The 24,215-nt window shown below is 42.2% G+C and carries 21 protein-coding genes and 1 pseudogene; 16 read left to right on the forward strand and 6 right to left on the reverse strand.

Annotated features, from left to right (window positions below; all coding sequences use genetic code 11):
* The 10 genes and pseudogenes from AC622_RS21140 to AC622_RS00050 form a co-directional block, all read left to right on the forward strand.
* A pseudogene (locus AC622_RS21140) lies at window positions 1-477 on the forward strand (GNAT family N-acetyltransferase); the annotation flags it as partial.
* A gap of 93 nt (window positions 478-570) precedes the next feature.
* Complete coding sequence (locus AC622_RS00010; protein ID WP_049669195.1) at window positions 571-972, forward strand: nucleoside 2-deoxyribosyltransferase; 402 nt, start codon at window positions 571-573, stop codon at window positions 970-972.
* A gap of 244 nt (window positions 973-1,216) precedes the next feature.
* Complete coding sequence (locus tag AC622_RS00015; protein ID WP_049669196.1) at window positions 1,217-1,486, forward strand: CD3324 family protein; 270 nt, start codon at window positions 1,217-1,219, stop codon at window positions 1,484-1,486.
* A 145-nt stretch (window positions 1,487-1,631) separates the two neighbouring features.
* Window positions 1,632-2,105, forward strand: a complete 474-nt coding sequence (locus tag AC622_RS00020; RefSeq protein WP_049669197.1) for a GNAT family N-acetyltransferase — start codon at window positions 1,632-1,634, stop codon at window positions 2,103-2,105.
* A 235-nt stretch (window positions 2,106-2,340) separates the two neighbouring features.
* Window positions 2,341-2,604, forward strand: a complete 264-nt coding sequence (locus AC622_RS00025) for a cupin (protein WP_231589461.1) — start codon at window positions 2,341-2,343, stop codon at window positions 2,602-2,604.
* A gap of 88 nt (window positions 2,605-2,692) precedes the next feature.
* On the forward strand, window positions 2,693-2,875 hold the full coding sequence (locus tag AC622_RS00030) for a hypothetical protein (RefSeq protein WP_049669198.1): 183 nt from the start codon (window positions 2,693-2,695) through the stop codon (window positions 2,873-2,875).
* A gap of 47 nt (window positions 2,876-2,922) precedes the next feature.
* Window positions 2,923-3,312, forward strand: a complete 390-nt coding sequence (locus tag AC622_RS00035) for a hypothetical protein (protein ID WP_156185517.1) — start codon at window positions 2,923-2,925, stop codon at window positions 3,310-3,312.
* A gap of 199 nt (window positions 3,313-3,511) precedes the next feature.
* Complete coding sequence (locus AC622_RS00040; protein WP_053103691.1) at window positions 3,512-4,048, forward strand: hypothetical protein; 537 nt, start codon at window positions 3,512-3,514, stop codon at window positions 4,046-4,048.
* Window positions 4,049-4,264: 216 nt separating this feature from the next.
* A complete protein-coding gene (locus AC622_RS00045; RefSeq protein ID WP_049669200.1) occupies window positions 4,265-4,990 on the forward strand; it encodes a 3-ketoacyl-ACP reductase in 726 nt (241 codons plus the stop codon).
* Between the two features lie 402 nt (window positions 4,991-5,392).
* Window positions 5,393-6,379 (forward strand): Gfo/Idh/MocA family protein, encoded by a 987-nt coding sequence (locus AC622_RS00050; protein ID WP_049669201.1) that lies wholly within the window; start codon window positions 5,393-5,395, stop codon window positions 6,377-6,379.
* Between the two features lie 61 nt (window positions 6,380-6,440).
* On the opposite strand, the gene AC622_RS00055 is transcribed toward AC622_RS00050, so the two are convergent.
* Both AC622_RS00055 and AC622_RS00060 read right to left on the reverse strand, forming a co-directional pair.
* Window positions 6,441-8,882: a fibronectin type III domain-containing protein gene (locus AC622_RS00055; RefSeq protein WP_049669202.1), complete on the reverse strand. Its 2,442-nt coding sequence runs from the start codon at window positions 8,880-8,882 to the stop codon at window positions 6,441-6,443.
* Between the two features lie 217 nt (window positions 8,883-9,099).
* On the reverse strand, window positions 9,100-9,570 hold the full coding sequence (locus tag AC622_RS00060; protein ID WP_049669203.1) for a PTS sugar transporter subunit IIA: 471 nt from the start codon (window positions 9,568-9,570) through the stop codon (window positions 9,100-9,102).
* A gap of 180 nt (window positions 9,571-9,750) precedes the next feature.
* Between AC622_RS00060 and AC622_RS00065 the strand changes: the two genes are divergently transcribed.
* From AC622_RS00065 to AC622_RS00075, 3 genes are all read left to right on the forward strand, one after another.
* Window positions 9,751-10,740 (forward strand): LacI family DNA-binding transcriptional regulator, encoded by a 990-nt coding sequence (locus AC622_RS00065; RefSeq protein WP_049669204.1) that lies wholly within the window; start codon window positions 9,751-9,753, stop codon window positions 10,738-10,740.
* Window positions 10,741-10,872: 132 nt separating this feature from the next.
* Window positions 10,873-12,276, forward strand: a complete 1,404-nt coding sequence (locus tag AC622_RS00070; protein WP_049669205.1) for a sucrose-specific PTS transporter subunit IIBC — start codon at window positions 10,873-10,875, stop codon at window positions 12,274-12,276.
* Between the two features lie 68 nt (window positions 12,277-12,344).
* Window positions 12,345-13,796, forward strand: coding sequence for a sucrose-6-phosphate hydrolase (locus AC622_RS00075; RefSeq protein ID WP_049669206.1), 1,452 nt, complete (start codon window positions 12,345-12,347; stop codon window positions 13,794-13,796).
* A gap of 54 nt (window positions 13,797-13,850) precedes the next feature.
* Here AC622_RS00075 and AC622_RS00080 read toward each other — a convergent pair whose 3' ends face one another.
* The 3 genes from AC622_RS00080 to AC622_RS00090 form a co-directional block, all read right to left on the reverse strand.
* On the reverse strand, window positions 13,851-14,228 hold the full coding sequence (locus AC622_RS00080; protein ID WP_049669207.1) for a VOC family protein: 378 nt from the start codon (window positions 14,226-14,228) through the stop codon (window positions 13,851-13,853).
* A 229-nt stretch (window positions 14,229-14,457) separates the two neighbouring features.
* On the reverse strand, window positions 14,458-15,231 hold the full coding sequence (locus tag AC622_RS00085; protein WP_049669208.1) for a cytochrome c oxidase assembly protein: 774 nt from the start codon (window positions 15,229-15,231) through the stop codon (window positions 14,458-14,460).
* Window position 15,232: 1 nt separating this feature from the next.
* Window positions 15,233-15,694 carry a DUF2243 domain-containing protein gene (locus tag AC622_RS00090; protein ID WP_231589462.1) on the reverse strand — a complete coding sequence of 154 codons (462 nt, stop codon included), beginning with the start codon at window positions 15,692-15,694 and terminating at the stop codon, window positions 15,233-15,235.
* Window positions 15,695-16,003: 309 nt separating this feature from the next.
* Between AC622_RS00090 and AC622_RS00095 the strand changes: the two genes are divergently transcribed.
* From AC622_RS00095 to msrA, 3 genes are all read left to right on the forward strand, one after another.
* Window positions 16,004-17,506 carry a malate:quinone oxidoreductase gene (locus tag AC622_RS00095; protein WP_049669209.1) on the forward strand — a complete coding sequence of 501 codons (1,503 nt, stop codon included), beginning with the start codon at window positions 16,004-16,006 and terminating at the stop codon, window positions 17,504-17,506.
* A gap of 186 nt (window positions 17,507-17,692) precedes the next feature.
* Window positions 17,693-18,433: a hypothetical protein gene (locus AC622_RS00100; protein ID WP_049669210.1), complete on the forward strand. Its 741-nt coding sequence runs from the start codon at window positions 17,693-17,695 to the stop codon at window positions 18,431-18,433.
* 102 nt (window positions 18,434-18,535) lie between these two features.
* Window positions 18,536-19,492 carry a peptide-methionine (S)-S-oxide reductase MsrA gene (gene msrA / locus AC622_RS00105; protein WP_049669211.1) on the forward strand — a complete coding sequence of 319 codons (957 nt, stop codon included), beginning with the start codon at window positions 18,536-18,538 and terminating at the stop codon, window positions 19,490-19,492.
* 520 nt (window positions 19,493-20,012) lie between these two features.
* Here msrA and AC622_RS00110 read toward each other — a convergent pair.
* The gene (locus AC622_RS00110) at window positions 20,013-23,525 is read right to left on the reverse strand and encodes a bifunctional 2',3'-cyclic-nucleotide 2'-phosphodiesterase/3'-nucleotidase (protein WP_156185518.1); all 3,513 of its coding nucleotides are present in this window, start codon (window positions 23,523-23,525) and stop codon (window positions 20,013-20,015) included.
* Between the last annotated feature and the right edge of the window lie 690 nt (window positions 23,526-24,215).

Here is a 24,215-nt window from a genome sequence, read left to right on the forward strand (position 1 = left end):
AAACTAATTAACAATTGTCTTGAAGATGCAAAAAGACGCTCTAAGCAAGGCGTAGTAGTGGTAACAAATTCTGAAACCTCTTGGACACCAAGCAAGGATATCTTTTTAAAGAAACACTTTAAATTGGTAGATACAGCACCTTATAATTTTGAGTTACTCGTTTATCAATTTGAAGATAGTACATCACTACCTTTTTTTCCTACTAATTGGGATGAAAGAGTTAAAAAATTTAGCGAACTTACTATACTACGTTCGTTTCAATGTCCTTATGTAGAAGTTGCGACAGAAAATATAATCGAGGGTGCAAATAAATTGGGTATTGATGCTAAGATAATTGATTTCAAAGGCAGAGAAGAATTAATGGAGCTATCTCCAACCCCTTATGGTATATTTTCAGTCATTTTTAGGGGTAGACTTATTTCATTTCACAGATTGACAGTTCATTCAGTAATTAAACGCTTAAAAGATCTTATGTAAAGATTAGTATGTGAAGGAATTTTCTTAAACTATCGATGCAGGTTAGTGAAAGAAGGAATTTTAAAATATTATGATTAAAAAAGGGGGAGAAAGATGAAATTTTATATTGCTTCTAGCTTTAAGAACATAGAAAAGGTTAGATATGTTAGTAAAATATTGAAAGAAAAAGGATTCACCCATACATACGATTGGACTCTAAATGAAAACATTACTACATTAGAGGAACTTAAGGAGATAGGTCAAAAGGAGACCAATGCTGTAATAGAAGCTGACTTTGTTGTAGTTTTATTACCAGCAGGAAAAGGCAGCCACGTTGAACTTGGAATTGCTATTGGTAATAGTAAGAAAATCTATCTTTATTCATCAGACAATGAAGTAGATAACCTAGAAACCACAAGTACTTTTTATCAATTGTCTGAAATCAATAAGTGCATTGGAACCTTAGATGAATTAGTAAACATAATAGATGTAAATGAAAAAAGTTTCTTAAGCTAACGGGCAGTTTAGCGGAAGAAGGAATAGAACCAGTTGTCATAGAATTATTTAAGATAATCACCAACAGGTGTATCATTTAGTTACTATAGGAGGGTTTGTAATGGGAAAATACCTTAATATAAGAATATTCTCTTGTTAGCAGCAAAGGCTGCTATTGAGAAAGTAAATAGATGAACAAATGGTTTTAGCGGTCTTTGCTTATTCTTATTAATTACATTATAAGAATAAGAAAGTAGGGACAGATATGGGATACAAAAGGGCTGATGATTTATTGCCAAAAGAATTAATATCAGTTATTCAGAAATATGTTGATGGAGATTATTTATATATCCCTAGGAAAAGAGGAAATGAGCTTTCCTGGGGAGAAAAGAATGGTGCGAGAAAAACATTAGAAAAAAGAAATCAAGCTATTTATTATAGATATAATAATGGAATATCAAAAGCTCAATTGGCTAAGGATTACCACCTCTCTATTAAAACTATAGAAAGAATTATCTATAAACATAAAGAATAGATTGCTTAAAAATGTCTTATGAAGGATTAAACATAAGGCATTTTTTTATTGTGTAATTCCTCAAGTTTAGTACATAACCGTTTAAAAGGAGGCTAAGTGCAACATATGGATGTAGAATTAGGAAATAGATAGGGGATGAAGAGCTATGGGTTATAAGATTAGAAAAAGAACAGAAGAAGATGTTAAGGAATTTATTACTTGGACATATGATGGTATATATTCTTTTTATGATAACAATATCCAGCAAGAAAAAATCGATGGTTTTATCCAAAGTGTCAATTCAGAAAAACAATTCTCAGTGGTTGATGAGAACAACAATTTAATTGGGAATTGCGAATTTTATAATGTCGAAGATGATGGTGAAACGATATTAGCTGTGGGGGTGCAAATGAAACCATCTCTTACAGGACAGGGGAATGGTTCTAATTTTGTTCATACGGTGGTTGAACAAGGTAGAGAATTACTGAATTTTAGTCATTTAGAATTAGCCGTAGTTGAGTTTAACAAACGAGCGATAAGAACGTATGAGAAGATTGGCTTTAAAAAGAAGGGGAAATTTGACAATGAAATAAGAGGAAATACATATAACTTTATTATTATGGCTAAAGATTGGAGATGATAGGGAAATTCGTTATTCAACTACAGGGGCATTGATCCAAGGAGGATTAATGCTCTTTTTTGTTGAATTTCTTATTGTAGAAAAGGGCAGGTTAGCTCAATAAGATTGTCGAATAAATAAAACAAAGAAATACCAAATGATAGGAGATGAATATATGGAAGTTTTTAAATTTGGAAGAGAGGCAGCTTAGAAAATCAGTAATTATAACTCTATATCTTCTTTCTATTCAAAGTTTATGAAAACAGAATCACCCACTAATATAGACTTTATCACCATAGAGCAAGAAGGAATTGTTGGTTATCACAAAGCACCAGTACCTCAGCTGTTCTTAGTAGTTGAAGGCAAAGGATGGGTAGAAGGAGAAAATAAACAAAGAGTGACAATTAAAAGTGGACAGGGAGTGTTCTGGAATAAAGGTGAAGGACATCTTAGCGGAAGTGAAATGGGATTAACCGCGTTAATCCTTCAATCAGAGGAATTGGTAAGTCCATTAGGATAAAATTATTTATGAATTCTTGTTAATCGGTGCAGTTGGATATAAGAGCAGTCGTTTTTTACTAAAGGGGCAGTAGAAAAGAGGGATGAAAGTGTTTAAACAAACACCAGGGATATCGAATGGAGTCGGTGGGAAAATGGGAGAAATCGATGGAAAAGGTCAAGTGAAAGAATTTGTTAAAGCAGAGCATCTTCAACTTACTCCAAGCAAAAGTCAAAATGTTAAAATCGTCTCAACCCCATTTGATATTAAAAAATCGGAACCTTTATTATAAAAGTAATGAAAAAAACCATTCTAACTCTAAAATTTTGTGTGTTAATTATGGCAGTGGGTCTCGCAACCAGTTGTTCTCAAACAGAACTCAATAATGATTCAAAAAGTACAGGGGTTCGGGAAGATGTCCTATCTATGGGTATCACTTTTACAAATGAAATGAAAGACAGTGTTAACAGTGGAGATATGGATATTAAGGAGAAAATCGATGATCTGGCTTATGAATTGAAAGTAGTCTGTGTTGAGAACAATGATTATAAAAATTTTTCAGAAAAAGAGATGGTATTTGTCGATACATTGGGTGAAATACGCATAGCCTATGATGAGGTTGTATTTACTCGTAATCCCAAATACAATAAAAGCGAAAAGAAAAGAGAGGCTGCTCTCGATATCTTTAATCAATTGGTTTCGACTTTTGATCGAAATTATACCAATTGAGCAGATTTAATATTAACTCAAACGATTAAATATGGATTAGAGCAGGATAATTACACATAGGATATAAACGAATTGGTACAAAGAAACTAATTGGGGCGTTGATCCAAAGGAGGATTAATGCCTTTTTCTGTTGAACTTCTTATGAGTGAAGGATCTGTTTAGAGACAGATCTGAATGAACTAGGAAAGGAAAAGGAGAAATGATTAGTAAATATTTGGGTATTGCTTTTATTTCTGGAACAATCCTATTAACAGCTTGTAATTTTGAGAAAACAGATATCAAAGAAGATAAGACAGTTGAGAATAAAGTAATTGTCGATAGCTCTGCCGCTGAATTTAACCTTTTTGAACTATCTAATGAGGAGGAGAAAGTTTATACTGACTTTCAAAAAGATTTAAATCTAGAACATTTAAGGAGGTTAGAACCTATCAGTATTGGGAAGTTATATGTTCAAACAATATTAGATAAAAAAATTGATGCTCAATATGCTTTATATACAGACAGAAAAGAGTATATTCAATGGTCAAAAGAAGAAGATGAAAAAATTCCCGTAACTGACAGAGGAACTAGTGAACAGGTCATAAAACAATTCAAAAATATAGACAAAGGAGAATTCATACAGACGAATGATTATGAAGGTTATATTGAATATGATTCTGGCAAAGGGAAAAGTGGGTTTAAGATGATTAAAAATGAAGATGGAATTTGGCAAGTGGCATTTTTACCTATTCAATAGATCTTGCATTTTGTTATAGTATTTATTTAACTTAATAAACAAATTTTGTGAATATATATACTTAAACTAACAGGGGCGTTAGTTTAATAAGAAAAGAGAACCCGTCACTGATAGACAGCGGTGTTTTTTTGTTGAAAGGAAGCAACCTTTTAGTCATATGGGAGGGGAAATAGTATAGTGGAAGATAGAATGTAGTTTTGAAGGGAGCTGAAAGAAGTGGCACAAGCATTAACAAATAAAATTGCCTTTATCACAGGCGGAGCAAGAGGAATTGGCAAGGCAACGGCTATTGCCTTAGCCAAAGAGGGAGTTCATATTGGACTGCTTGCACGTAAAGAGGCTACATTGAAGGAAGCAGCAGCTGAGATTGAGAGTCTTGGAGTGAAGGTTGCTTATGCATCTGCGGACGTTTCATCCAAAGAGCAGGTTGAGGCAGCTATTGAAACATTGACCAGCCAATTAGGTACGGCTGATATTCTCATTAACAATGCGGGTATTGCCTCATTCGGCAAGGTGGTTGAAATGGATCCGGAAGAGTGGAAGAAAATCATTGATACGAATCTGCTTGGCACCTATTATGTGACAAGAGCCGTACTTCCTCAGCTAGTTGAGAAAAACGGTGGGGATATCATTAATATCTCTTCAACCAACGGATTGAATGGAGCGGCGACATCAAGTGCCTACAGCGCATCAAAATTCGCGGTCATCGGGTTCACAGAATCCCTTGCCCAGGAGGTGCGCCGCAATAATATTCGCGTGTCAGCCTTGACACCGAGCACTGTTGCGACAGATCTTGCACTCGATTTGGATCTTATGAAGGAAAACAATGATGCGAAATATATCCAGCCGGAGGATATCGCTGAATTTATCGTGGATCAGCTGAAAATTAATCCGCGCATGTATGTGAAAACAGCAAGCTTTATCGCAACCAACCCATTTTAATCATTTAAACAAAGAGTCAGTTATCCATGATAACTGGCTCTTTTTTAGGTTCATCTAACATCGGCATATACTCTATTATAGGAATCTCTTAAGAGAAGATGGAAATATCATAGTCGGTTTGTCCGAAAGGGAGGTTGTAAGGGCTGCAGTAGATTTTTTAACGGCCATAGTATCGGCAGTCATAACTTACTTTGACTTAGCGCTTTGCATTTTCAGGAACAGATTCGTAAGATTTTTATGAGGCAACTATCCATACCGCTCGTATAGTCCTCAAAATCATCAACCTTTTTTCGCTAATTAAGTTATTTTGTTATAGTAAAAAAAGTAGAGCATTTGCAATTCCATAATAATGATGAGCGGTAGTTTGGTATAAAACTGATATACAAAGGAGAGATTATCCGAATGAGAGAAAACTTAAACTGGGCTGTATTAGGGACAGGGGTTGTCGCAAATGAAATGGCAGCTTCCTTGAAAAAGGCGGGCAAGACCTTTTATGCTGTCGGCAACCGTACGCATAGCAAGGCGATAGATTTTGCAGAAAAGCATGGAATCGGCAAAGTATATAATGATTTCCACGAGATGTTCCATGATGAGAATGTCGATATTATTTATATCACAACACCGCATAACACTCATTTTCCATTCATGAAAGAGGCACTTTCAAACGGCAAGCATTTATTGGTAGAGAAATCAATCACCCTTAACAGTGAAGAACTGGATGAGTGCATCAAACTCGCTGAGGAGAATCAAGTCGTATTGGCAGAGGCAATGACTATCTTCCATATGCCAATCTACAAAGAACTGAAAAAACGAATCGATTCTGGTGCAATGGGCGAGCTTCGGATGATCCAGATGAATTTCGGAAGCTATAAAGAATATGATATGGAGAACCGTTTCTTTAACAAAAAGCTGGCTGGAGGCGCTCTTTTGGATATTGGCGTTTACGCAATCTCATTCGCTCGCTGGTTCATGTCTGAAAAACCAAACCAAGTCGTGAGCCAAGTGAAATACGCACCAACAGGTGTTGATGAGCAGGCGGGCATCCTCATGATGAACGAAAAGCAAGAAATGGTGACCATCGCCTTAACCTTGCACTCCAAACAGCCGAAGCGCGGAATGATTTCCTGTGACAAAGGCTATATTGAACTGATGGAATACCCAAGAGGCCAAAAAGCGGTCATTACCTATACGGAAACCGGTGAGCAGGAAGTAATCGAGACCGGAAACACCGAGGATGCGCTCTATTATGAAATGCAGGACATGGAGGCAGCCGTTAAGGGCAATAAAGAGGTAACTCATTTGAACCTGACGAAGGATGTTATGGATATCATGACGGAGATTCGCAGGGAGTGGGGACTTGTTTATCCGGAGGAAGAAGGGAAGCAATAATATTATTGGGAATGAAAAACCCTCGTTCGGTTGTTAGCCGAATGAGGGTTTCTTGTTAGGTCTATTTTTTCTTTTCCGAATAATAGGAGCCATAATAGCTGCTCGCATACCCATAATACTCAATTCCATCGTATTTGAATTCATAGATGATGGTTGATTTTCTATCATACCAGGTCGGGCCGCCAATCACCCGATAACCGATAAACGAATCGCTTTTCGCTCCAATTTCTAGCCATTCGAGATCTTCAATCGTGTCGACATCAATTTGCTGCAAAGGGCGATCAAAATCCTCATACTCATTATCAATCAAAGCACCATCACTTAAAATCCGCAACGGCTTGGAGCCATAATTTTCAATATGGAGTAACACGGCATACGTAGAGGAATCAGTTTCACTAGATGTCCAAACAGAGAAATTTGGTTTTTCAACTGTCCGCGTAATGCCGCTGGTAATAGTACTGGCAGGCCCTGCATAAGTATTCTTTCCTACCTTCCGGATGGCTGCGATTTTGTAGTAGTATGTGACTCTCTTTTTGACAGATTTATCTGTATAACTCTTATCAGTTGTTGATTTAACTACTTTATAATCGCCGTTTTTGGAGGATGACCGGTAAACCCTGTATTCATTAGCTCCACTTACTGATCCCCAGCTAATTTTAATAGCATCAACATGACCGCTTGTTTTGACTGAGGGTACCGCATTAAGTGTTGGTTTTCCTTTTACTTTACTAGTAAAGGAACTGTAGTACGTTTTCTTGCCGGATTTTACATACGACCTGACTTTATAGTAATAGGTCTTATTTGTGGTTAATTTAGTGTGCTTAAAAGATGTTGATTCAGTTGATTTAACCTTCGTGTATTTGCCGTTTTTTGTTGTCGACATATATACTTCATAACCCTTGGCTTCATTTGCCTTACCCCATAATAAAGTCAGAGAATCATAGGTCTTGGTTGATACCTTTAGTGAGGAAGGGGCAGGGACAAATAGCTTTGCGCTAACAATGCTGGAGTAGGAGCTGTAAACAGGCTTACTTCCAGCATATGATCGAATTTTATAGTAGTAGGTTTTATTTGTTGTGAGATTCTTATGAATATAAGATGTGGATGTCGTAGATGTTACTTTTGTATATTTGCCATCCTTGGAGGTCGCCATCCAAATTTCATATCCTTTGGCATCCTGAACCGTGCTCCAAGAGAGTGAGACAGAGTTGTACGTTTTCTTGGCTATCTTGAAGTTTTGAGGTGAGGCAAGGGAAAGTTTGGCGCTGACAGCTCCTGAATAGGAGGAGTATACAGTTGGGCTTCCTGCTGTATATGCCCTAATCTTGTAATAATAAGTTTTATTTGTTGCGAGATTCTTATGAGTATAAGATGTGGATGTTGTAGATGTTACTTTTGTATATTTGCCATCTTTTGAGGACGCCATCCAAATTTCATACCCTTTGGCATCCTGAACCTTGCTCCAAGAGAGTGAGACAGAGTTGTACGTTTTCTTGGCTACCTTGAAGTTTTGAGGTGAGGCAAGGGAAAGTTTGGAACTGACAGCTCCTGAATAGGAAGTGTATACGGTTGGGTTTCCTGTATATGCCCTAATCTTGTGATAATAGGTTTTGTTTGTTGCCAAATTTTTATGAGTATAGGATGTGGATGTTGTAGAAATTACTTTTGTATATTTGCCGTCTTTGGCAGATGCCATCCAAATTTCATACCCTTTTGCATCTTGTACTTTGCTCCAGGATAGGCTTACTGAGTTATAGGTCTTGTTGGTAACCTTGAGATTAACAGGAGCAGTGAACGATAATTTAGCGCTGATGGTGTTAGAGAACGGACCATAATAGGTAGTTATATCCTGAGAATAAGCCTTGATTTTATAAAAGTAACTTTTGTTAGTCGCTAGATTTGTGTGGGTAAAGGTTGTATCTGAGGTGATTTTAACTCGTTTGAAGGTACCATTGGCAGATTCAGCTGCATAGATCTCATATCCTTTTGCGCCAATTACTTGACTCCATGATAGAGTAACGGAATTATAGGTTGTTTTTGCTGTTTCAAGATTTAGCGGAGCTGTCAGGGAAGTGGCGGCACTGACTATTTGGGAATATTGACTATAAAGGTACATTTCATTTGTTTCTTGGACGCCTCTAATCTTGTAATACTTTACAGGGCCAGGAGTGACGTTTTGCAAGGTGTAGGAGATAGATGAAACGGTATCAATCAACGTGTATTCAGCATTTGGACCACTTGCTTGATAGATTTCGTAATTTGTGGCTCCCTCTATAGCTGACCAGCTAAGATCAATGGTGGCAGGGGATGTTGCGACTGCTCGCAAGTCTTGCACCATTGAACCTTCAAAGGGATTCTCCTCCATTTCCCCCTCATCTGAGTTGACTATTAAGCTCTTTTCCTCTTCATTTGATTCAGTCGGACCTTCAGCAAAAGATACATAGGAACCTACGTTAAAAATAAGAAATACAGCAATGATTAATAATATAAATCCTTTTCTCATAATATCCCCCATTTCGATTAGTCATCATCTAATTATAGGATATTTGGTAAGCAAAAACTACCATATATTAGAAGGTTCATAAGTTATTTTTTCCTATAAAATGTAAAACAGAAATCTGCCTTTTGAGGGTTCTTTTATCACAAAAAAGACCTCACCTAAGCATCAGGAGAGGGTCAATTTCATGAGAATGTTAGCATATTCAATTATTGTAATATAGTTATAAGTTTTTTATAAACATATTCTCTCCCTCCACAACAACCTTTTCATTCTCATCCAGATTTGTGAAAATGACGGGTGTCAGGATAGATGGGACTCTTGGTTTAATGGCTTCAAAGTCAACCTTCATCAACTCCTGGCGTTTCTTGATCTTTTGGCCGTCCATGACGAGAGGTGTGAATCCATCCCCGTTCAACTGAACGGTTTCAAGTCCTACATGGATGAGGATTTCTCTGCCTTTATTGCTTTTCAGGCTGATGGCATGTTTAGTAGGGAAGATGGTGATGACCTCTCCATCAACAGGTGAGAGGATTGTGTCGTCGGCAGGATCAATGGCAAATCCATCTCCCATCATTTTCTGGGCGAATACAGGATCTGGCACAGTCTCGAGATCAACAACCTTTCCTTTTAAGGGTACGAGCATCGGGTCTTGATCGTTCGGCTGTTTTTTCTTAAATAGGCTTTTGAACATCTAGATTACCACCTTTGCATGTATTTTGACGGAATTGAATCCAACGAGTTTCTTTGGTTGTATTGTAAATCAATTCAAACTATTTACCAAATAATAGGGATTACGTGTGCCCGTTTGTTTCTATGTCTTTTTAGCTGATTTGTGTAAAATGATAATAGATTTAAAGGGAGGAACGGTTCGATGCTAACGATAAAGGAAATTGCGCAGAGAGCAAATGTTTCGAGAACGACGGTTTCTCGCGTCTTGAATAATTCTGGCTATGTAAGCGAAAAGGCGAGAAGTGCGGTTCTGAAAGTTATTGAAGAAACAGGGTATGTTCCAAGCCAGCATGCTAAATCCTTGCGGACGAAGAAGACAAAGGTCATTGGGGTCATCCTTCCGAAGATCAGCACGGAGACCTCGAGCCGCCTTGTAAAGGGAATTGATGAGGTTTTGGGTGAATCGGGCTATCAAATCCTGCTTGCCAATACCAATTTGATTCCGGAAAAGGAGATAGAGAATTTACGGCTGTTAAGAAGCAGGCATGTAGACGGAATTATTCTGTCAGCAACGAATACGGAGCCGGAGCTTATGGCGGAAATCAACCAGCTGGCCATTCCTTTTGTTGCGGTTGGACAGGATATGCCAGGCCACCCCAATGTCGTATTTGATGATTATCAGGCAGCCAAGGATGCCGTGCAAGCTCTTATTGATAAAGGGCATAAGCGAATTGCGTTCATTGGAGTCAGTGAGTCAGATCCAGCCGTCGGGATACTGCGGAAGAAAGGATATTTGGATGCCATGGCAGCGAGCGGTCTGCCGATAGAAGGTAGCTGGGTTCAAACAGGGATTTTTGATTTGGAATCTGGACGTGCCTGCATGAGGGAAATAATGGAGACTTCATCGTTGAGGCCAACGGCTGTTCTTGCTGTGACTGATAGGCTCGCGATTGGTGCGATGCAGTATGTGAAGGAGTCCGGGCTGGTTATTCCGGATGAAATCGCCATTGCCGGGATGGGAGCATCTGAACTATCGAAGTTTATTACGCCATCCTTATCGACCATTGATTTTATGGTCGAGGAAGCAGGGCGCGAAGCAGCAGCTCTAATGCTGGAGTTGATTGATAATAATGGAAAACAAGTTATAAAGAGGAACATAAAACATAGATTTTTACAAAGGGACAGTATATAATGGTTGTGTAATCGATTTCATAAATCGGTTGCACTTTTATTTTATTGTTTGTGGAATCGATTCCACATTGAACTAATGTACGTATCTTTTTTGAAAAATGGGATGGAATAGAATGAGAAGGGGTGAATGGCAATGTCAGAGAATCGCAGAATTGCAGAGGAAGTGATTGAAGCCGTTGGAGGAAGGGAGAATATTTCCTCTGTGGCTCATTGCGCAACAAGACTCCGCATCATGGTGAATGACAAGGAATTAATTGATCAGGAGAAGGTAGAGGGCATCCAGAAGGTTAAGGGAGCGTTCTTCAATTCAGGTCAATACCAGATTATATTCGGAACCGGTACCGTTAATAAGGTATATGAAGAGGTGGAGGGACTCGGCCTTTCCACTATGAATCCTTCTGACCAGAAGAAGGAGGCTGTTAAGAGCGGAACCCGCTTCCAGCGGGCCATTCGGACATTTGGGGATGTCTTTGTTCCAATTATTCCGGTGCTTGTTGCAACGGGATTATTCATGGGACTTCGCGGTCTCCTGATGCAGGAGCAAATACTCGGGTTGGTTGGATTGACACCTGATGACGTATCCGGCAACTTCCTTCTCTTTACGGAAGTATTAACAGACACGGCCTTTATCTTTTTGCCGGCCCTTGTCGCCTGGTCAACATTTCGGGTATTTGGAGGAAGCCCAATCATTGGGCTGGTACTTGGCTTAATGCTCGTGTCACCGTCCTTGCCGAATGCATGGGCGGTTGCGGGCGGGGATGTGACACCGCTTGAATTCTTCGGCTTTATTCCGGTTGTCGGCTATCAAGCCTCTGTTCTGCCGGCATTTATTGCCGGAATCATTGGGGCTAAATTAGAGAGGGCCATTAGAAGGCGTGTACCGGAATCATTGGATTTAATTTTGACCCCATTTTTGACACTGCTTGTGATGATTGTTTTATCCCTGCTTGTTATCGGGCCAATCTTCCATACGGTTGAGAATGGTATTTTGACTGCCGCAAAAGCTGTCCTTTCATGGCCATTTGGCATCAGCGGGCTGATTATTGGCGGCTTGAACCAGATCATCGTGATTACAGGTGTCCACCATGTCTTTAATATGCTCGAGATCCAGCTGCTTGCTGAATTCCAGAGTAATCCTTATAATGCCATCGTCACCTGTGCAGTCGCTGCCCAGGGTGGTGCGACATTAGCGGTTGCCATGAAGACAAAATCAACGAAACTGAAGGCGTTAGGTTTCCCATCCGCCTTATCAGCATTCTTAGGAATTACAGAGCCAGCCTTGTTTGGGGTTAATTTACGCTACGGGAAACCATTTATTATGGGTCTAATCGGCGGGGCTGTCGGCGGCTTTCTGGCCTCTCTATTCCAATTGGAGGCAACGGGAATGGCGGTAACAGTAATCCCAGGGACATTGCTTTATTTGAACGGACAGCTTCTTGCGTATATTTTGGTGAACCTTGTTTCAATTGCAGTAGCGTTCGCACTCACCTGGATGTTTGGCTATTCAGATAAGATGAAGAAGGAAATCGAACAATAATAAACGAAAGGCAGGCGAGTGTCGTTCTGCCTTTTATTCATAAAAAAATGAGTGAGGATGGTTATACCATGTCAGAGAATGATCAGCTGCTGCGGCTATGGGCGCGGGAAGTGACGGATAAATATCATAAAACAGTACAGCAAGACCCTTATCGGCTGCACTACCATCTCATGCCGCCAGTTGGACTGTTGAATGACCCGAATGGATTGATTCAGTTTAAGGGTGTATACCATGTCTTTTATCAATGGAATCCATTTGAAACAGCCCATGGCGCAAAGTTCTGGGGACATTACACATCAAGGGACCTGCTGCATTGGCAGGAGGAGCCAATCGCGCTTGCCCCGAGTGAATGGTATGACAAAAATGGCTGCTATTCCGGGAGTGCGATTGAATGGGAGGGGAAAATGTATCTCTTCTATACCGGGAATGTGAAGCAAGCAGACGGGGCGCGGGAAACCTATCAATGTCTAGCTGTTTCAGAGGATGGCATTCACTTTGAGAAGGTTGGGCCTGTTTTGCAGCTTCCGAAAGGCTATACCGCTCATTTTCGTGATCCGAAGGTATGGAGGCAGGGTGACCGATGGTTCATGGTTCTAGGTGCACAAACTGTTAAGGAGCAAGGAGCTGTCGCCCTCTTCCACTCAAAGGATTTATATGAATGGGAGGAGGCCGGGACGATAGCTGGCAGCGGACTGAATGGATTAGATGATTTCGGCTATATGTGGGAATGTCCGGACCTCATTCACTTAGATGGAAAGGACATTCTTCTTGTATCTCCGCAAGGCTTGGAGGCTAGTGGGCGTGACTATCAAAATCTCTTTCAATCCGGTTATTTTGCCGGGGAATTTGATGAAAGGGAGTTTGCCTATGAGCACGGGCCCTTCACTGAGCTTGACCGTGGGTTTGACTTTTATGCTCCGCAAACCTTCATGGACGATACTGGACGGACCATTCTCTATGGGTGGATGGGGATGACAGATGAAGCAGAACAGCACCAGCCGACAATCTCCCACCGCTGGGTGCACGCCTTGACAATGCCAAGAGAGCTTCATTTCGAGAATGGATGCTTGTATCAAAGCCCTTTGAATGAAATGAAGGGACTTCGAGAGAATAAGGTCCAAGCTGAGCTAGTCCTTGATGGAGCAGGGCAATTTCCCCCTCCGATTGGCGGCAAATCAATCGAGCTCATGATTGAGCTCCTTGAACTGCAGGGCGGCAAGTTTACCATCACCCTCCGAAACAGCGCTGAACTCATTTATGATGCGAATAAGAATGAAGTCATCTTGAAGAGAAGGAACGTCAAAACAGGAGCACTTGAATCAAGAACCTGTGTCATCTCCTCTCTTTCAAGAATTCACGTCTTTCTTGATCACTCCTCCTTGGAGATTTTCTTGAACGGGGGCGAGAAGGTTTTTACCGCCCGTTATTTTCCCAAACCAGACGATGAAAGTATTGCCTTTTCTGGAGAGGCAGTTGTTCGGGTGGAGAAGTGGGATTTGCAAGGGTTTGTGGTTGATTGATGGGACAGCAATAATCATCATACATGAAGAAGGAGACCAATGTGGCCTCCTTCTTCATACCTCTACCTCACTTACCAGCGCCATCGTATTCCCCTCCGAATCACGGAAAAAGGCCATCCACGTCTCTACCCCGTTCATTTTGGTGATGATATGAGGTTCACCTGTAAAGATAACCTCCTTTGATAGGAGCTCCTCATAAGCTCCAAGTATTTCTTCTACTTGAAAATAAAGAACAGAGCTGGAGCAGGCGAATTCCTCCTTCTCCGGCAAGGAAAGCATGATACGCAGACCATTGAGGTCGAAAAAGGCCATACGGTCGGTTTGGAATAAGAGGGGAAGGCTGAGTATATCTTTATAAAAGGCGGCAGCACGGTTAAGATCTTTGACAGGAATACCAATTTGACTGATTTTCTGGAGAGAATGGTTGGTCATGGGTCATCTTTCCCTTCTGGATTATAGGTTTTTGTGTAAAAATTTGTTAATTCTATTATCCCATGACATAGATTTGTGTATCAAGTGCAGCTTTATGAGTAATCAATCCATTTTCTGTTATTTATCATGGCCATTACGATTCTATTAAGTATGACCTCTTTGAGATGAAAGAGGGAGAGTAGTCTTTAATGAACAGGGGGAAGGTCTATGCGCCTTCCCCCTAATCTTTTTAACCATCAAAGGCAGCCCGCGGCCTTGCCGCCTTATACCAATGCCAGCAAAGGATAAAAATAATCGCTGCATCCACGAGGTCCCCACCATAATACATAAGCATGGTACCTGATTGAGCCTCGGTTGCTGAAACCCCTTCTGGGGGATTGGCATATAAATATTTAGCAAGGATACTATGCAAGGCTAGTGAAAGGACGAGTATGATCGCTCTAGTAAGATAGGAAACACGATGATAAATGGGATCCACATAGATGAGTGAAATGGTAAATACGTATCCCGCTAGAAAGATATGGGCATGAATGAACACGTGCAACCACATATGCTCATGCATAAGGGAGTATAGGCTTGTCGTATAAAGAAACCATAAACCGCCGATATTGAGAAATGCGGCTGTAATCGGATGGGTGACCCAGCCGATTGGACGGCTTTTAAGCCCTTTGGATAACAGCCTTGCTAGCCTTGTAGGCAGGGCGCGAAGTATGAGCATTATCGGAGCGGCCAGGGCAATCAATAATGGAGCGAGCATGCCGAAGAAGAGATGGCCGGCCATATGGGCGTGAAAATCGTAGTGAGCGCGCTCAGCTAACGGCCCTGCAACAGATAGAATGGCAAGGCCAGTCCCCAGACATAGCATAACAGTACGATAGGGAGGCCATGGCCTATATGTTCGATTGGTTTTAAAGACAGCCAAGATATATACAATGAAGATAAGGATAAATGGGATGCTTAACAAGATCTGAGGCAGGATGGCTAATGGTGCATGATGATGCATATTAGGAGGCCGCCTTTCTCCGTTTAGAGGATAGAATAAAGGCCAGGCCGGCAATCATCATCATTATGGCAGCGATGTTCCAAACCAGGTCATAGACAAAGACATTATCGACATAGCGGATTTGGTGTATCTTCATCCATTTATGCTGGATTGTACCGTCATAGAGCTGAAAGCCTCCGGCACCAAGGAGGATGCTTCCCCACCATATCTTCTTAATGAATGCATGGCGCCTCCGTAAGTCGGCCAGAAGGAATAATCCTCCAATTGTCGCAAACCAGCTGAAGGCATGGAAAAGTCCATCAGAGATCAAGCCAATCTCCGTTGTTGAACGATCATAGAAATGATGCCAGCGTAACAGCTGATGAAAGACCACTTCATCAACGAAGGCCGCAAAGCCGATGCCAAACAATATGCCGGAAAGTATATTCCTGCTTGAGTAGGAATGTTCTTTTTTCGTATTCATTGTTTCTGTCATCTCCATCCCTTTCATTTTTCTATACTATTCCTTTGTTTGTTTGCCCTGAAACGCAGGAAGGCTAAATGCACGGCTGTCATAGGAGAAAATGATTAGATAGCCCGGCTTTATGAGCATGAAACCGTTTTTTAATCTTAAAATAGTTTATAATTGTTAAAATATAGTGAATGGTTTAACATTAAATATGGTCATTGAAATCTAGATAAACGTAGGTCCAACTGTAACTTCTTTTGGTTGTGTAACATCTGTGTAAAGTACCTGGTTTTTTGCAAATAAAAGGGGATAAGGAAGGGTAATATGAACAGCATACGGAAAGAAACAGACGTCATTTTAATCGGTGCCGGAATCATGAGTGCGACTTTGGGATCCTTGCTGAAGGAGCTTGAGCCAAGCTGGCAGATCAAGGTGTTTGAGAAATTGAAGAGTCCGGGAGAGGAAAGCTCAAATGAGTGGAACAATGCTGGAACAGGACATTCAGCCCTGTGTGAGCTGAACTATACGCCTGAGAAGCCGGATGGGTCAATTGATATCAAGAAAGCCATTAACATCAATGAACAATTTCAGCTGTCCAAGCAATTTTGGTCTTATCTTACGCAAAAGGGACTAATCCAGAACCCGCAGGATTTCATCCGGGCAATCCCGCATATGAGCCTAGTGGAGGGGCAAGACAATATCTCCTTTTTGAAGAAGAGATTTAAAGCGCTTGCAGATAATCCACTGTTTCAGGGGATGGAGTATTCTGAGGACCCGAACGTGCTGAAGGAATGGCTGCCGCTTGTGATGGAAGGAAGAACATCATCTGAGCCGATTGCCGCTACGAAAATCGATGACGGAACCGATGTGAATTTCGGCGCTTTAACCCGGATGCTGTTTAACCATCTAACGAAAACAAATACGGAAGTCCATTACCGGCACGTCGTCAAGGATATAAAACGTACAAGTGACGGCCTTTGGGAAGTAAAGGTTCAGGACCTTGACGGGGAAAGAATTGAATATCATACAGCGAGATTCGTCTTTATCGGCGGCGGGGGCGGAAGCCTGCCATTGCTGCAAAAAACCGGCATTCCTGAGTCAAAGCATATCGGCGGATTCCCTGTAAGCGGATTATTCATGGTCTGCAAGAATCAGGAGGTGGTGGAGCGCCATCATGCCAAAGTTTACGGTAAGGCGAAGCTCGGAGCACCGCCAATGTCCGTGCCTCATTTGGATACTCGTTTCATTGATAATAAGAAGGCACTTCTATTTGGGCCATTTGCCGGGTTCACGCCTAAGTTCCTGAAAACCGGCTCAAATATGGACTTGATTAACTCCGTGAAGCCGAATAATGTATTGACGATGCTGGCGGCTGGCGTAAAGGAGATTCCGTTAACGAAATACTTAATTGAGCAGCTGCTGCTATCCCATGAGAAGCGCATGGAGGTTCTTCGTGAATTCATCCCGAATGCGAAAAGTGATGAATGGGAAATCGTTGTTGCAGGCCAGCGCGTGCAGGTCATTAAGGACACGGATGCCGGCAAAGGAACGCTTCAATTCGGAACAGAGGTTGTCAGTGCCTCTGACGGGTCTGTAGCAGCCTTGCTTGGTGCATCTCCTGGTGCTTCTACTGCCGTGCATGTCATGCTGAAGGTCCTGGCAAAATGCTTCCCGCAGGAAATGAGCGGGTGGGAAAGCAAGATCAAGGAAATGGTGCCTTCCTACGGCATTTCACTTGCAGAGAATCCAGAGCTGTTTGCTCAAATCCATGCCGCCACATCTGGGGCGCTTAGATTAGATGTTCCAGAGCTTGCTCATCACGGATAAAGATAATTGCCCCCCCTAAGATCAAATTCTAGGGGGGCTTTTGTTTCCGCGTATGTCAGTCAAGAGCTTATACCCTTTTTGAAACCTATCATATAGTAAAGAAATTATAGTAAAATATTAGCTTTTGTATCAAAATACCTACTATAATAAAACATGACTGAAAAGATATAAAAAGGGGATAAGATTTTGGCAGATAAAAAGAATTACTATTACGAGAAATACAAAACGGTTATTTTTCGCATCGTCTTGATTTTGCTCATAATCTCAACCGTGTATGCTGTCTACATGGCCATTATTACACCTTCGGGTCTTGCTCATCATGAATATGAGCGTATGCGCAGCGATTATATTTTAATGATTCTGCAGTGTGTGGTTGGATGTATTGTTATCTTCCTTCCATCCAAGGTGGAGCAGCGTTTCCGAGTTGAGATACCAGATATTATGGAAATCATGTATTTTATTTTTCTATTTTGTGCGATTTATCTTGGCGAGGTTCAGAACTTTTACTTTAAGATCCCTTATTGGGACTTGATTCTTCACTGCTTCAGCGCAGGGATGCTTGGAGCCTTAGGATTTGTCATTGTCAGTTTCTTTAATGATATGGAGAGATTGCATATTACCTTAAGTCCATTCTTTGTATCCCTGTTCGCCTTTTGCTTTGCCCTGACATGCGGAACCGTGTGGGAGATCTATGAATTCCTTGCCGACGGCATTCTAGGGACGAATATGCAGAAATTCATGACGGCAGATGGGACAATTCTTACGGGACATGATGCGCTCCGGGATACGATGGAGGATTTCATTGTTGATGCTGCAGGAGCGTTCATCGTTACATTCATTGGCTATCGGCACCTTAGTAAACGAGATCAAGTGAAGAAACGATTAGGAGAATTGAAAAAAGAACATAAGGCCCAACCAGGGGCTTGATGACAGAGGAGAAGTGCCGTATGGACACTTCTCTTTTGCGTTTGAAAGAGAGAGGAAAGGTTATTATATACGTTACGAGCTGAAAAAAGGAGGAATCATTCAATGGGAGAAAAGAAGGAGCTTGCGACATTTGCGGGTGGCTGTTTTTGGTGCATGGTATCGCCCTTTGAGGAGCAGCCGGGAATCTTGGGAATTGTCTCTGGCTACACTGGCGGCCATACGGAAAACCCAACCTATGAAGAGGTATGCTCAGATACGACGGGGCATTATGAGGCTGTACAAATCACGTATGACCCTGATGTGATGCCGTATCAGACATTACTTGAGCAATATTGGCAGCAAATTGATCCGACTGACCCAGGAGGCCAATTTAATGATCGAGGGCATTCCTACCGGACGGCCATTTTTTATCATAATGAGGATCAGCGGAGACTGGCAGAGAAGTCCAAGCAGGCGCTTGCTGAGAGCGGGCGTTTTCAGAAGGACATCGTGACGGAAATCCGCCCTGCTGCCCCCTTTTATCAGGCCGAGGAGAAGCATCAGGAATACCACAAGAAAAATCCATTCCACTATAATCTTTATAGGGAAGGATCCGGGCGTGCCCGGTTTATCCGGGAGAACTGGAAAAAGGTTAAAACAGATGAGCAGCTCAGAAATGAATTGACTGAGCTTCAATATGAAGTAACGAGGAATAATGCGACAGAGCCGCCTTTTGATAATGAGTATTGGGATAATAAAGAGGAAGGGATCTATGTGGATATTATTACGGGAGAGCCTCTTTTCAGCTCACTGGACCAGTATAATGCCGGATGCGGATGGCCAAGCTTTACAAAGCCGCTGCAGCGCATGGAGCTCGAGGAGAAGCTTGATACCTCCTATGGAATGAGGCGAATTGAGGTCAGGGCTAAAGCCTCAGATTCTCATCTTGGTCATGTATTTGATGACGGGCCAGGGCCGGATGGTGCACGTTACTGTATAAATTCTGCTGCTCTGCGTTTCATCCCGAAGGAGCAATTGGCAGAGGAAGGGTATGCGCAATACGAGAAATTATTTGAATAGGTAGTGGCAATGACCGTCCCTTGTGTATAGAGGGGCGGCTTTTTGTATGGGGTATGCCGGCATGATGGGTGAGGGTATTCCTATGAGCAGAGTTGGAGGGAAGGTGCGGGTATCGCCCTTAGGCTTGGATTATCGCTCATACGCCATTATTTCCGCCCATAACATCTTCATTTCGCCCATACTCGAAAACTACCGCCCATAAATACTGCCGTTCGCCCTTAAACCATGGGAGTTCGCCCATAAAGCAAAGGTTCTCGCTCTTAAACAAGATAATTTCGCCCATAAATCATCAAATGCAAGAGATAATCTATCGGCACATGCACCCCTCAGCACTGATAAGGTCAAAATGGACAAGCTGGGGAGTTTTTGAACCAAATTTTGGTGATTTTAGGCAGAATCCATTCAAAAGGACCCTTCATGATGGTACCATGATTACTCGGGTAGCCAGTTCGTTGAGGAAGCATAATCCGTATAAAAAAGACCTGCCAGGATGCGATTGCATCCTAACAGGTCATCCTTATTATTGAACCCGCTGGATTCGTCCTTCAACCGCATAGGTAAACGGCTTCGGCAAGGTTTTTACGTAATCAACAGTTGCGTCTATATCAACTGGGCCAACCTCCATGGAGCTTGCAAGCTCATCAAAGCTTGTGCTGATGTTCGAGTACATATAATTGTTCACCACAACTGTGTATTCCTTTTCAGGGTCGATTTTGCTTCCATCTGGAAGGAAGATATCGACGACTTTGCCTGTTTTGGTCGCATCGTCATAGGTGTATGTGTATTTCAGGCCTGAGACATGATAATCAAGACCTCTAGCTGTGATTTGCTCATTGAGTACAACGGCAATATCAGCTCCGCTGAGTGTTGCTTTGTTTAAGACGTTGCCGAACGGCTGAATGGCGAATAAATCGCCAAAGGTGACTTCTCCAGCCTCAAGAGGAGAGCGGACGCCGCCGCCATTCATCATGGCAATATCTGCATCCATCGCGACTCTCATTCCATCAGCAATCAAATTGCCAAGGGCAAGGTCACCATTGGTTTGTGCAATAGTCGGGTACCCTTTGACCAAGGTTTCGGCAGATTGGCCGACAACCTGAGCCTTAATGGGTTCAACAAGTGCAGTGTATTTGTCCATGATCGCACTGACCTCGGGGTCTGGTGTGTAATCACTTTGGAACACGGTAACGATTTCTGCTTCCTTGTGGAAGATATCGCCGGTGACTGGGTCGATTTCAATATCAACATCTGCAATGGCAGAGCCATAGGAGTAAGCTTGAACAATCAATTTGTTATCGACCACGCGGTTCATGCCAACGTGGTTATGAGCTGCAAAGATAATATCGACTTCATCATCGACTTGTTCAGCGATTTTGCTAGCGTCGTAACGGTCTGTATAGCCTTCCTGGATGGCAGGATTATGGGCAAGAACAATGATGGCTTCAATGCCTTCCTTCTTTAATTCATCCGTATAGGTATTAATGGCTTCGACTTCATCCGTAATTTTTAATGTTTCATTTCCTTTTCGAACAATCATTTCAGGTGTTTCCTGTGTGACGACCCCGATTACGCCGATCCTTTGGCCTTCTGCTTCAAGAATTGTGTAAGGCTCGGTAATGAGTTTGCCATCACGTGTGTCATAGGCATTGGCAGCAACGACAGGGAAGTCCATGCCGTCATATCCTTCTGTGCCATTTTTGTGATCCCCGCCGGAGATCATCCTTTTCAATTCATCGATACCTTCATCAAATTCATGGTTTCCAAGTGTCCCGGCATCAAAGCCGATTGCTTCCATGACTTCAACAGTCGGTTCATCCTGGAAGCTGGCCGAGATGAGCGGGCTGCCCCCAATCATATCACCGGAGTGAACAATGAATGTATTGGGATTCTCCGCCTCGCGCTCCTTTAGGGCAGCAGCTGTGTATTCAATTTGTCCCGCTGCTTTTCCGCCTACAGTTGTCACAGTGTCCAACTGGCCATGCAGATCATTCATGCTTAATAGCTGAATGCTGATGCCGCGGTTTAGGTCATAAGTGAAGATTCCAAAGCCCTTTTCATCGGTTTTTCCTGTATACGTGAACGGGCTGTCTTCTGTGATATATTCCTGAGCCTTCGGTGATGTGGTGAATGTTAGGTTCACTTCACCAGCGATTGGTGCAAGAGACCAGTTATCATCCGCTGTCGGAGTGATTTCCTTTACCTCTGAGATGTAGTCCATCAAGACTTGACGGTTCTCCTCAGCTGAATCAATGACAAGTTCTCCATTTGTCACGCCAGGGAAATTCCCGCCGCCATTGGCACGGTAGTTATTTGTGACAACAATGAATTCCTGATCGGGCTGTACAGGCTCCCCGTTATATTCCAGGTTCATGATTCGGCTTGAATCTGGATTAGCGACAGCGCCGGTTGGTGTGTATTTCGGTTTCTTCGTTACATCAATTTGGTAGGTCACGCCATCAATCACATCGTAGTTATATACCGCAAATGACGGATTGAGAAGCTCCTGTGATGCAGTGTTGGCTGGATCAATCGTATGGAATTTACCAGCAGACATCTCAAGCCATTCTTTGACGTCTGCACCAGTCAATTTTATGGCCTTTAACGTGTTGTCATATAGATAAAGGTCAGCGGCGCTGCGAATAGTCAGGTCGCCTTTTTTGATTTCTGTGAATTCCTCTGGGCCGTTGCGTCCCGCTTTAAAAGGTGCGCCTGCAGAGAGAATGGGAATATCAGCGAGCTCTGGTTTATTGAGCTTAATGTAATTCTCGGCATACCATGTTTGAGCATTGGTGACAACTTGAATGGATGGGTCGTCCTTCACAAGGGCGAAGTAGCTGTAAATATCATCTGTTGTCGTGCCGATTGGTGTGTTGACATACTCAATGGTTGCCTCATGATCTTTCTTGACAGCTTTAACGATTTTCTGGTCAGCTGCGACATCCTTTGTAACAGCTCTTGTCGAGGATTGTGAATCAGCGACAATCCATTTTCCTTTTTTCTTTTCTAATGTTAAGTCGATAATCCCAAGTGAGCCGCCGCCAAAACCGGCTTGTACGGCAGGAACACCGTTAATGGTTCCCTTTTCATTGTCCACGCCAGGGAGGACATTGCCGTTCTCATCCTTGAAAAGGGCATCGAGCTTACTGACATCAGCTGCCGGGAAGACTTTATGCGTATGAGAGAAGGTTAGGGCATCGATTCCTTTTACCTTGCTTAAAGCATAAATCGTATCCTCGGTATTCTTTTCGTTGCTGCTGAAGCCGGAGTGTGCCATTGCGACAATGACATCAGCTCCTTTTTTCTTCATTGCCGGGATGAATTTCTCAGCTGTTTGGACAATGTCCTTCGTGATGACCTTGCCGTCAAGATGGGCCTTATCCCATTCATTGATTTGAGGAGGAACAAAGCCAATATAGCCGATTTTCACGGTTTGAGTCTTGCCGGATTGGTCCTTTACCTTTTTAGAGACAATTTTATAAGGCGTATACTTGTTTTTATCGTTAGTTGGGTTGCCGTCTTTATCATCGATATAGACATTGGCATTGATGAAATCGAATTTGGCATCATTGTATACTTCATCAAGGAATTCCAGTCCATAATTGAATTCATGATTCCCAAGTGTGGCAATATCGTAATCTAGCAGATTCATCGCTTTGATGGCTGGATGAACTTCTTTTTTGCCAAGAGGATCGATTTTCGCTTTGTATGTAGCAAATGGGTTCCCTTGAATAAGGTCGCCATTGTCCACAAGGACGCTGTTTTTCACTTCTTTACGTGCTTGCTTGATGAGTGTAGCTGTTTTGGCGAGTCCAACATTAGGGGATTCGCTGTTTTTGTAATAATCATAGCTTAGCAGATTCATATGGATATCGGTTGTTTCCATAATACGAAGGGTAACCTCGGATTGACCCTTGCCTTTATCCTTTTTTGAGGCCCCTGCATGTAACGTTTGGAAAGGGGTGGTGAATAAAAGAATGGCAAACATGAAGACAGTAACAAGTTGTGCTAATGATAATCTTCGCAAACTATTCATTCCTCCTAAATTAAGCCTATTGATTAGGGAGTGTTCATACTCCCATCAATCAATATAGCAGATTTGCAGGGATTTAATAGTTTTTATGGCAATAATAGCCATAAATACCCAGTAAAAATTTACACTATATAATTCTTTTTTATCATGAAAGTGATGGCAAAATAGTGTCATTAGACCTGATGATCAGAATTAATAGGGATTAGCAGAAGACCTAGAAAATGATTGAAGAGAGTTGATGAAGGTAGTTGCAATGCTTGATTGAGCCGTATCCTCCTCGGAGGGCTCCGAAATCTCCCTCGGAGGGGTCTGAATCTCCCTTTGAAGGGAGGCTTGGCTTTTGTGTAGGGTTGAGAGGGGGCTAACAAAAGGCAACCGAATGATACGATAAATGAATGAATCTACAGTTTAATTATTCGGGTCTTTATTTGTTGTCGTACATGCATTAGTTGATGATTGTGGCTTTCTATTATTAGTGAGGGGGTGGAGTGGAACGAAATGCAATCGACTCCGCTGGGAAGAGAGGAAAAGTCTGAGACCCCCACAAGCGTAAGCGCCGAGGAGGCTCAAGCCTTCCTCCCCACAGAAAGCGAGTGCATCTCGCGGAATGGAACAAACGTGTATTTCTTCCTGCTATTGAATAGGAAGAATAAATGACAATCATTTATTTCGTTTTGTACCAGCCCCTTATGT

Origin of the sequence: Bacillus sp. FJAT-27916, from assembly GCF_001183965.1 — a bacterium.
Classification (GTDB): domain Bacteria; phylum Bacillota; class Bacilli; order Bacillales; family Pradoshiaceae; genus Pradoshia.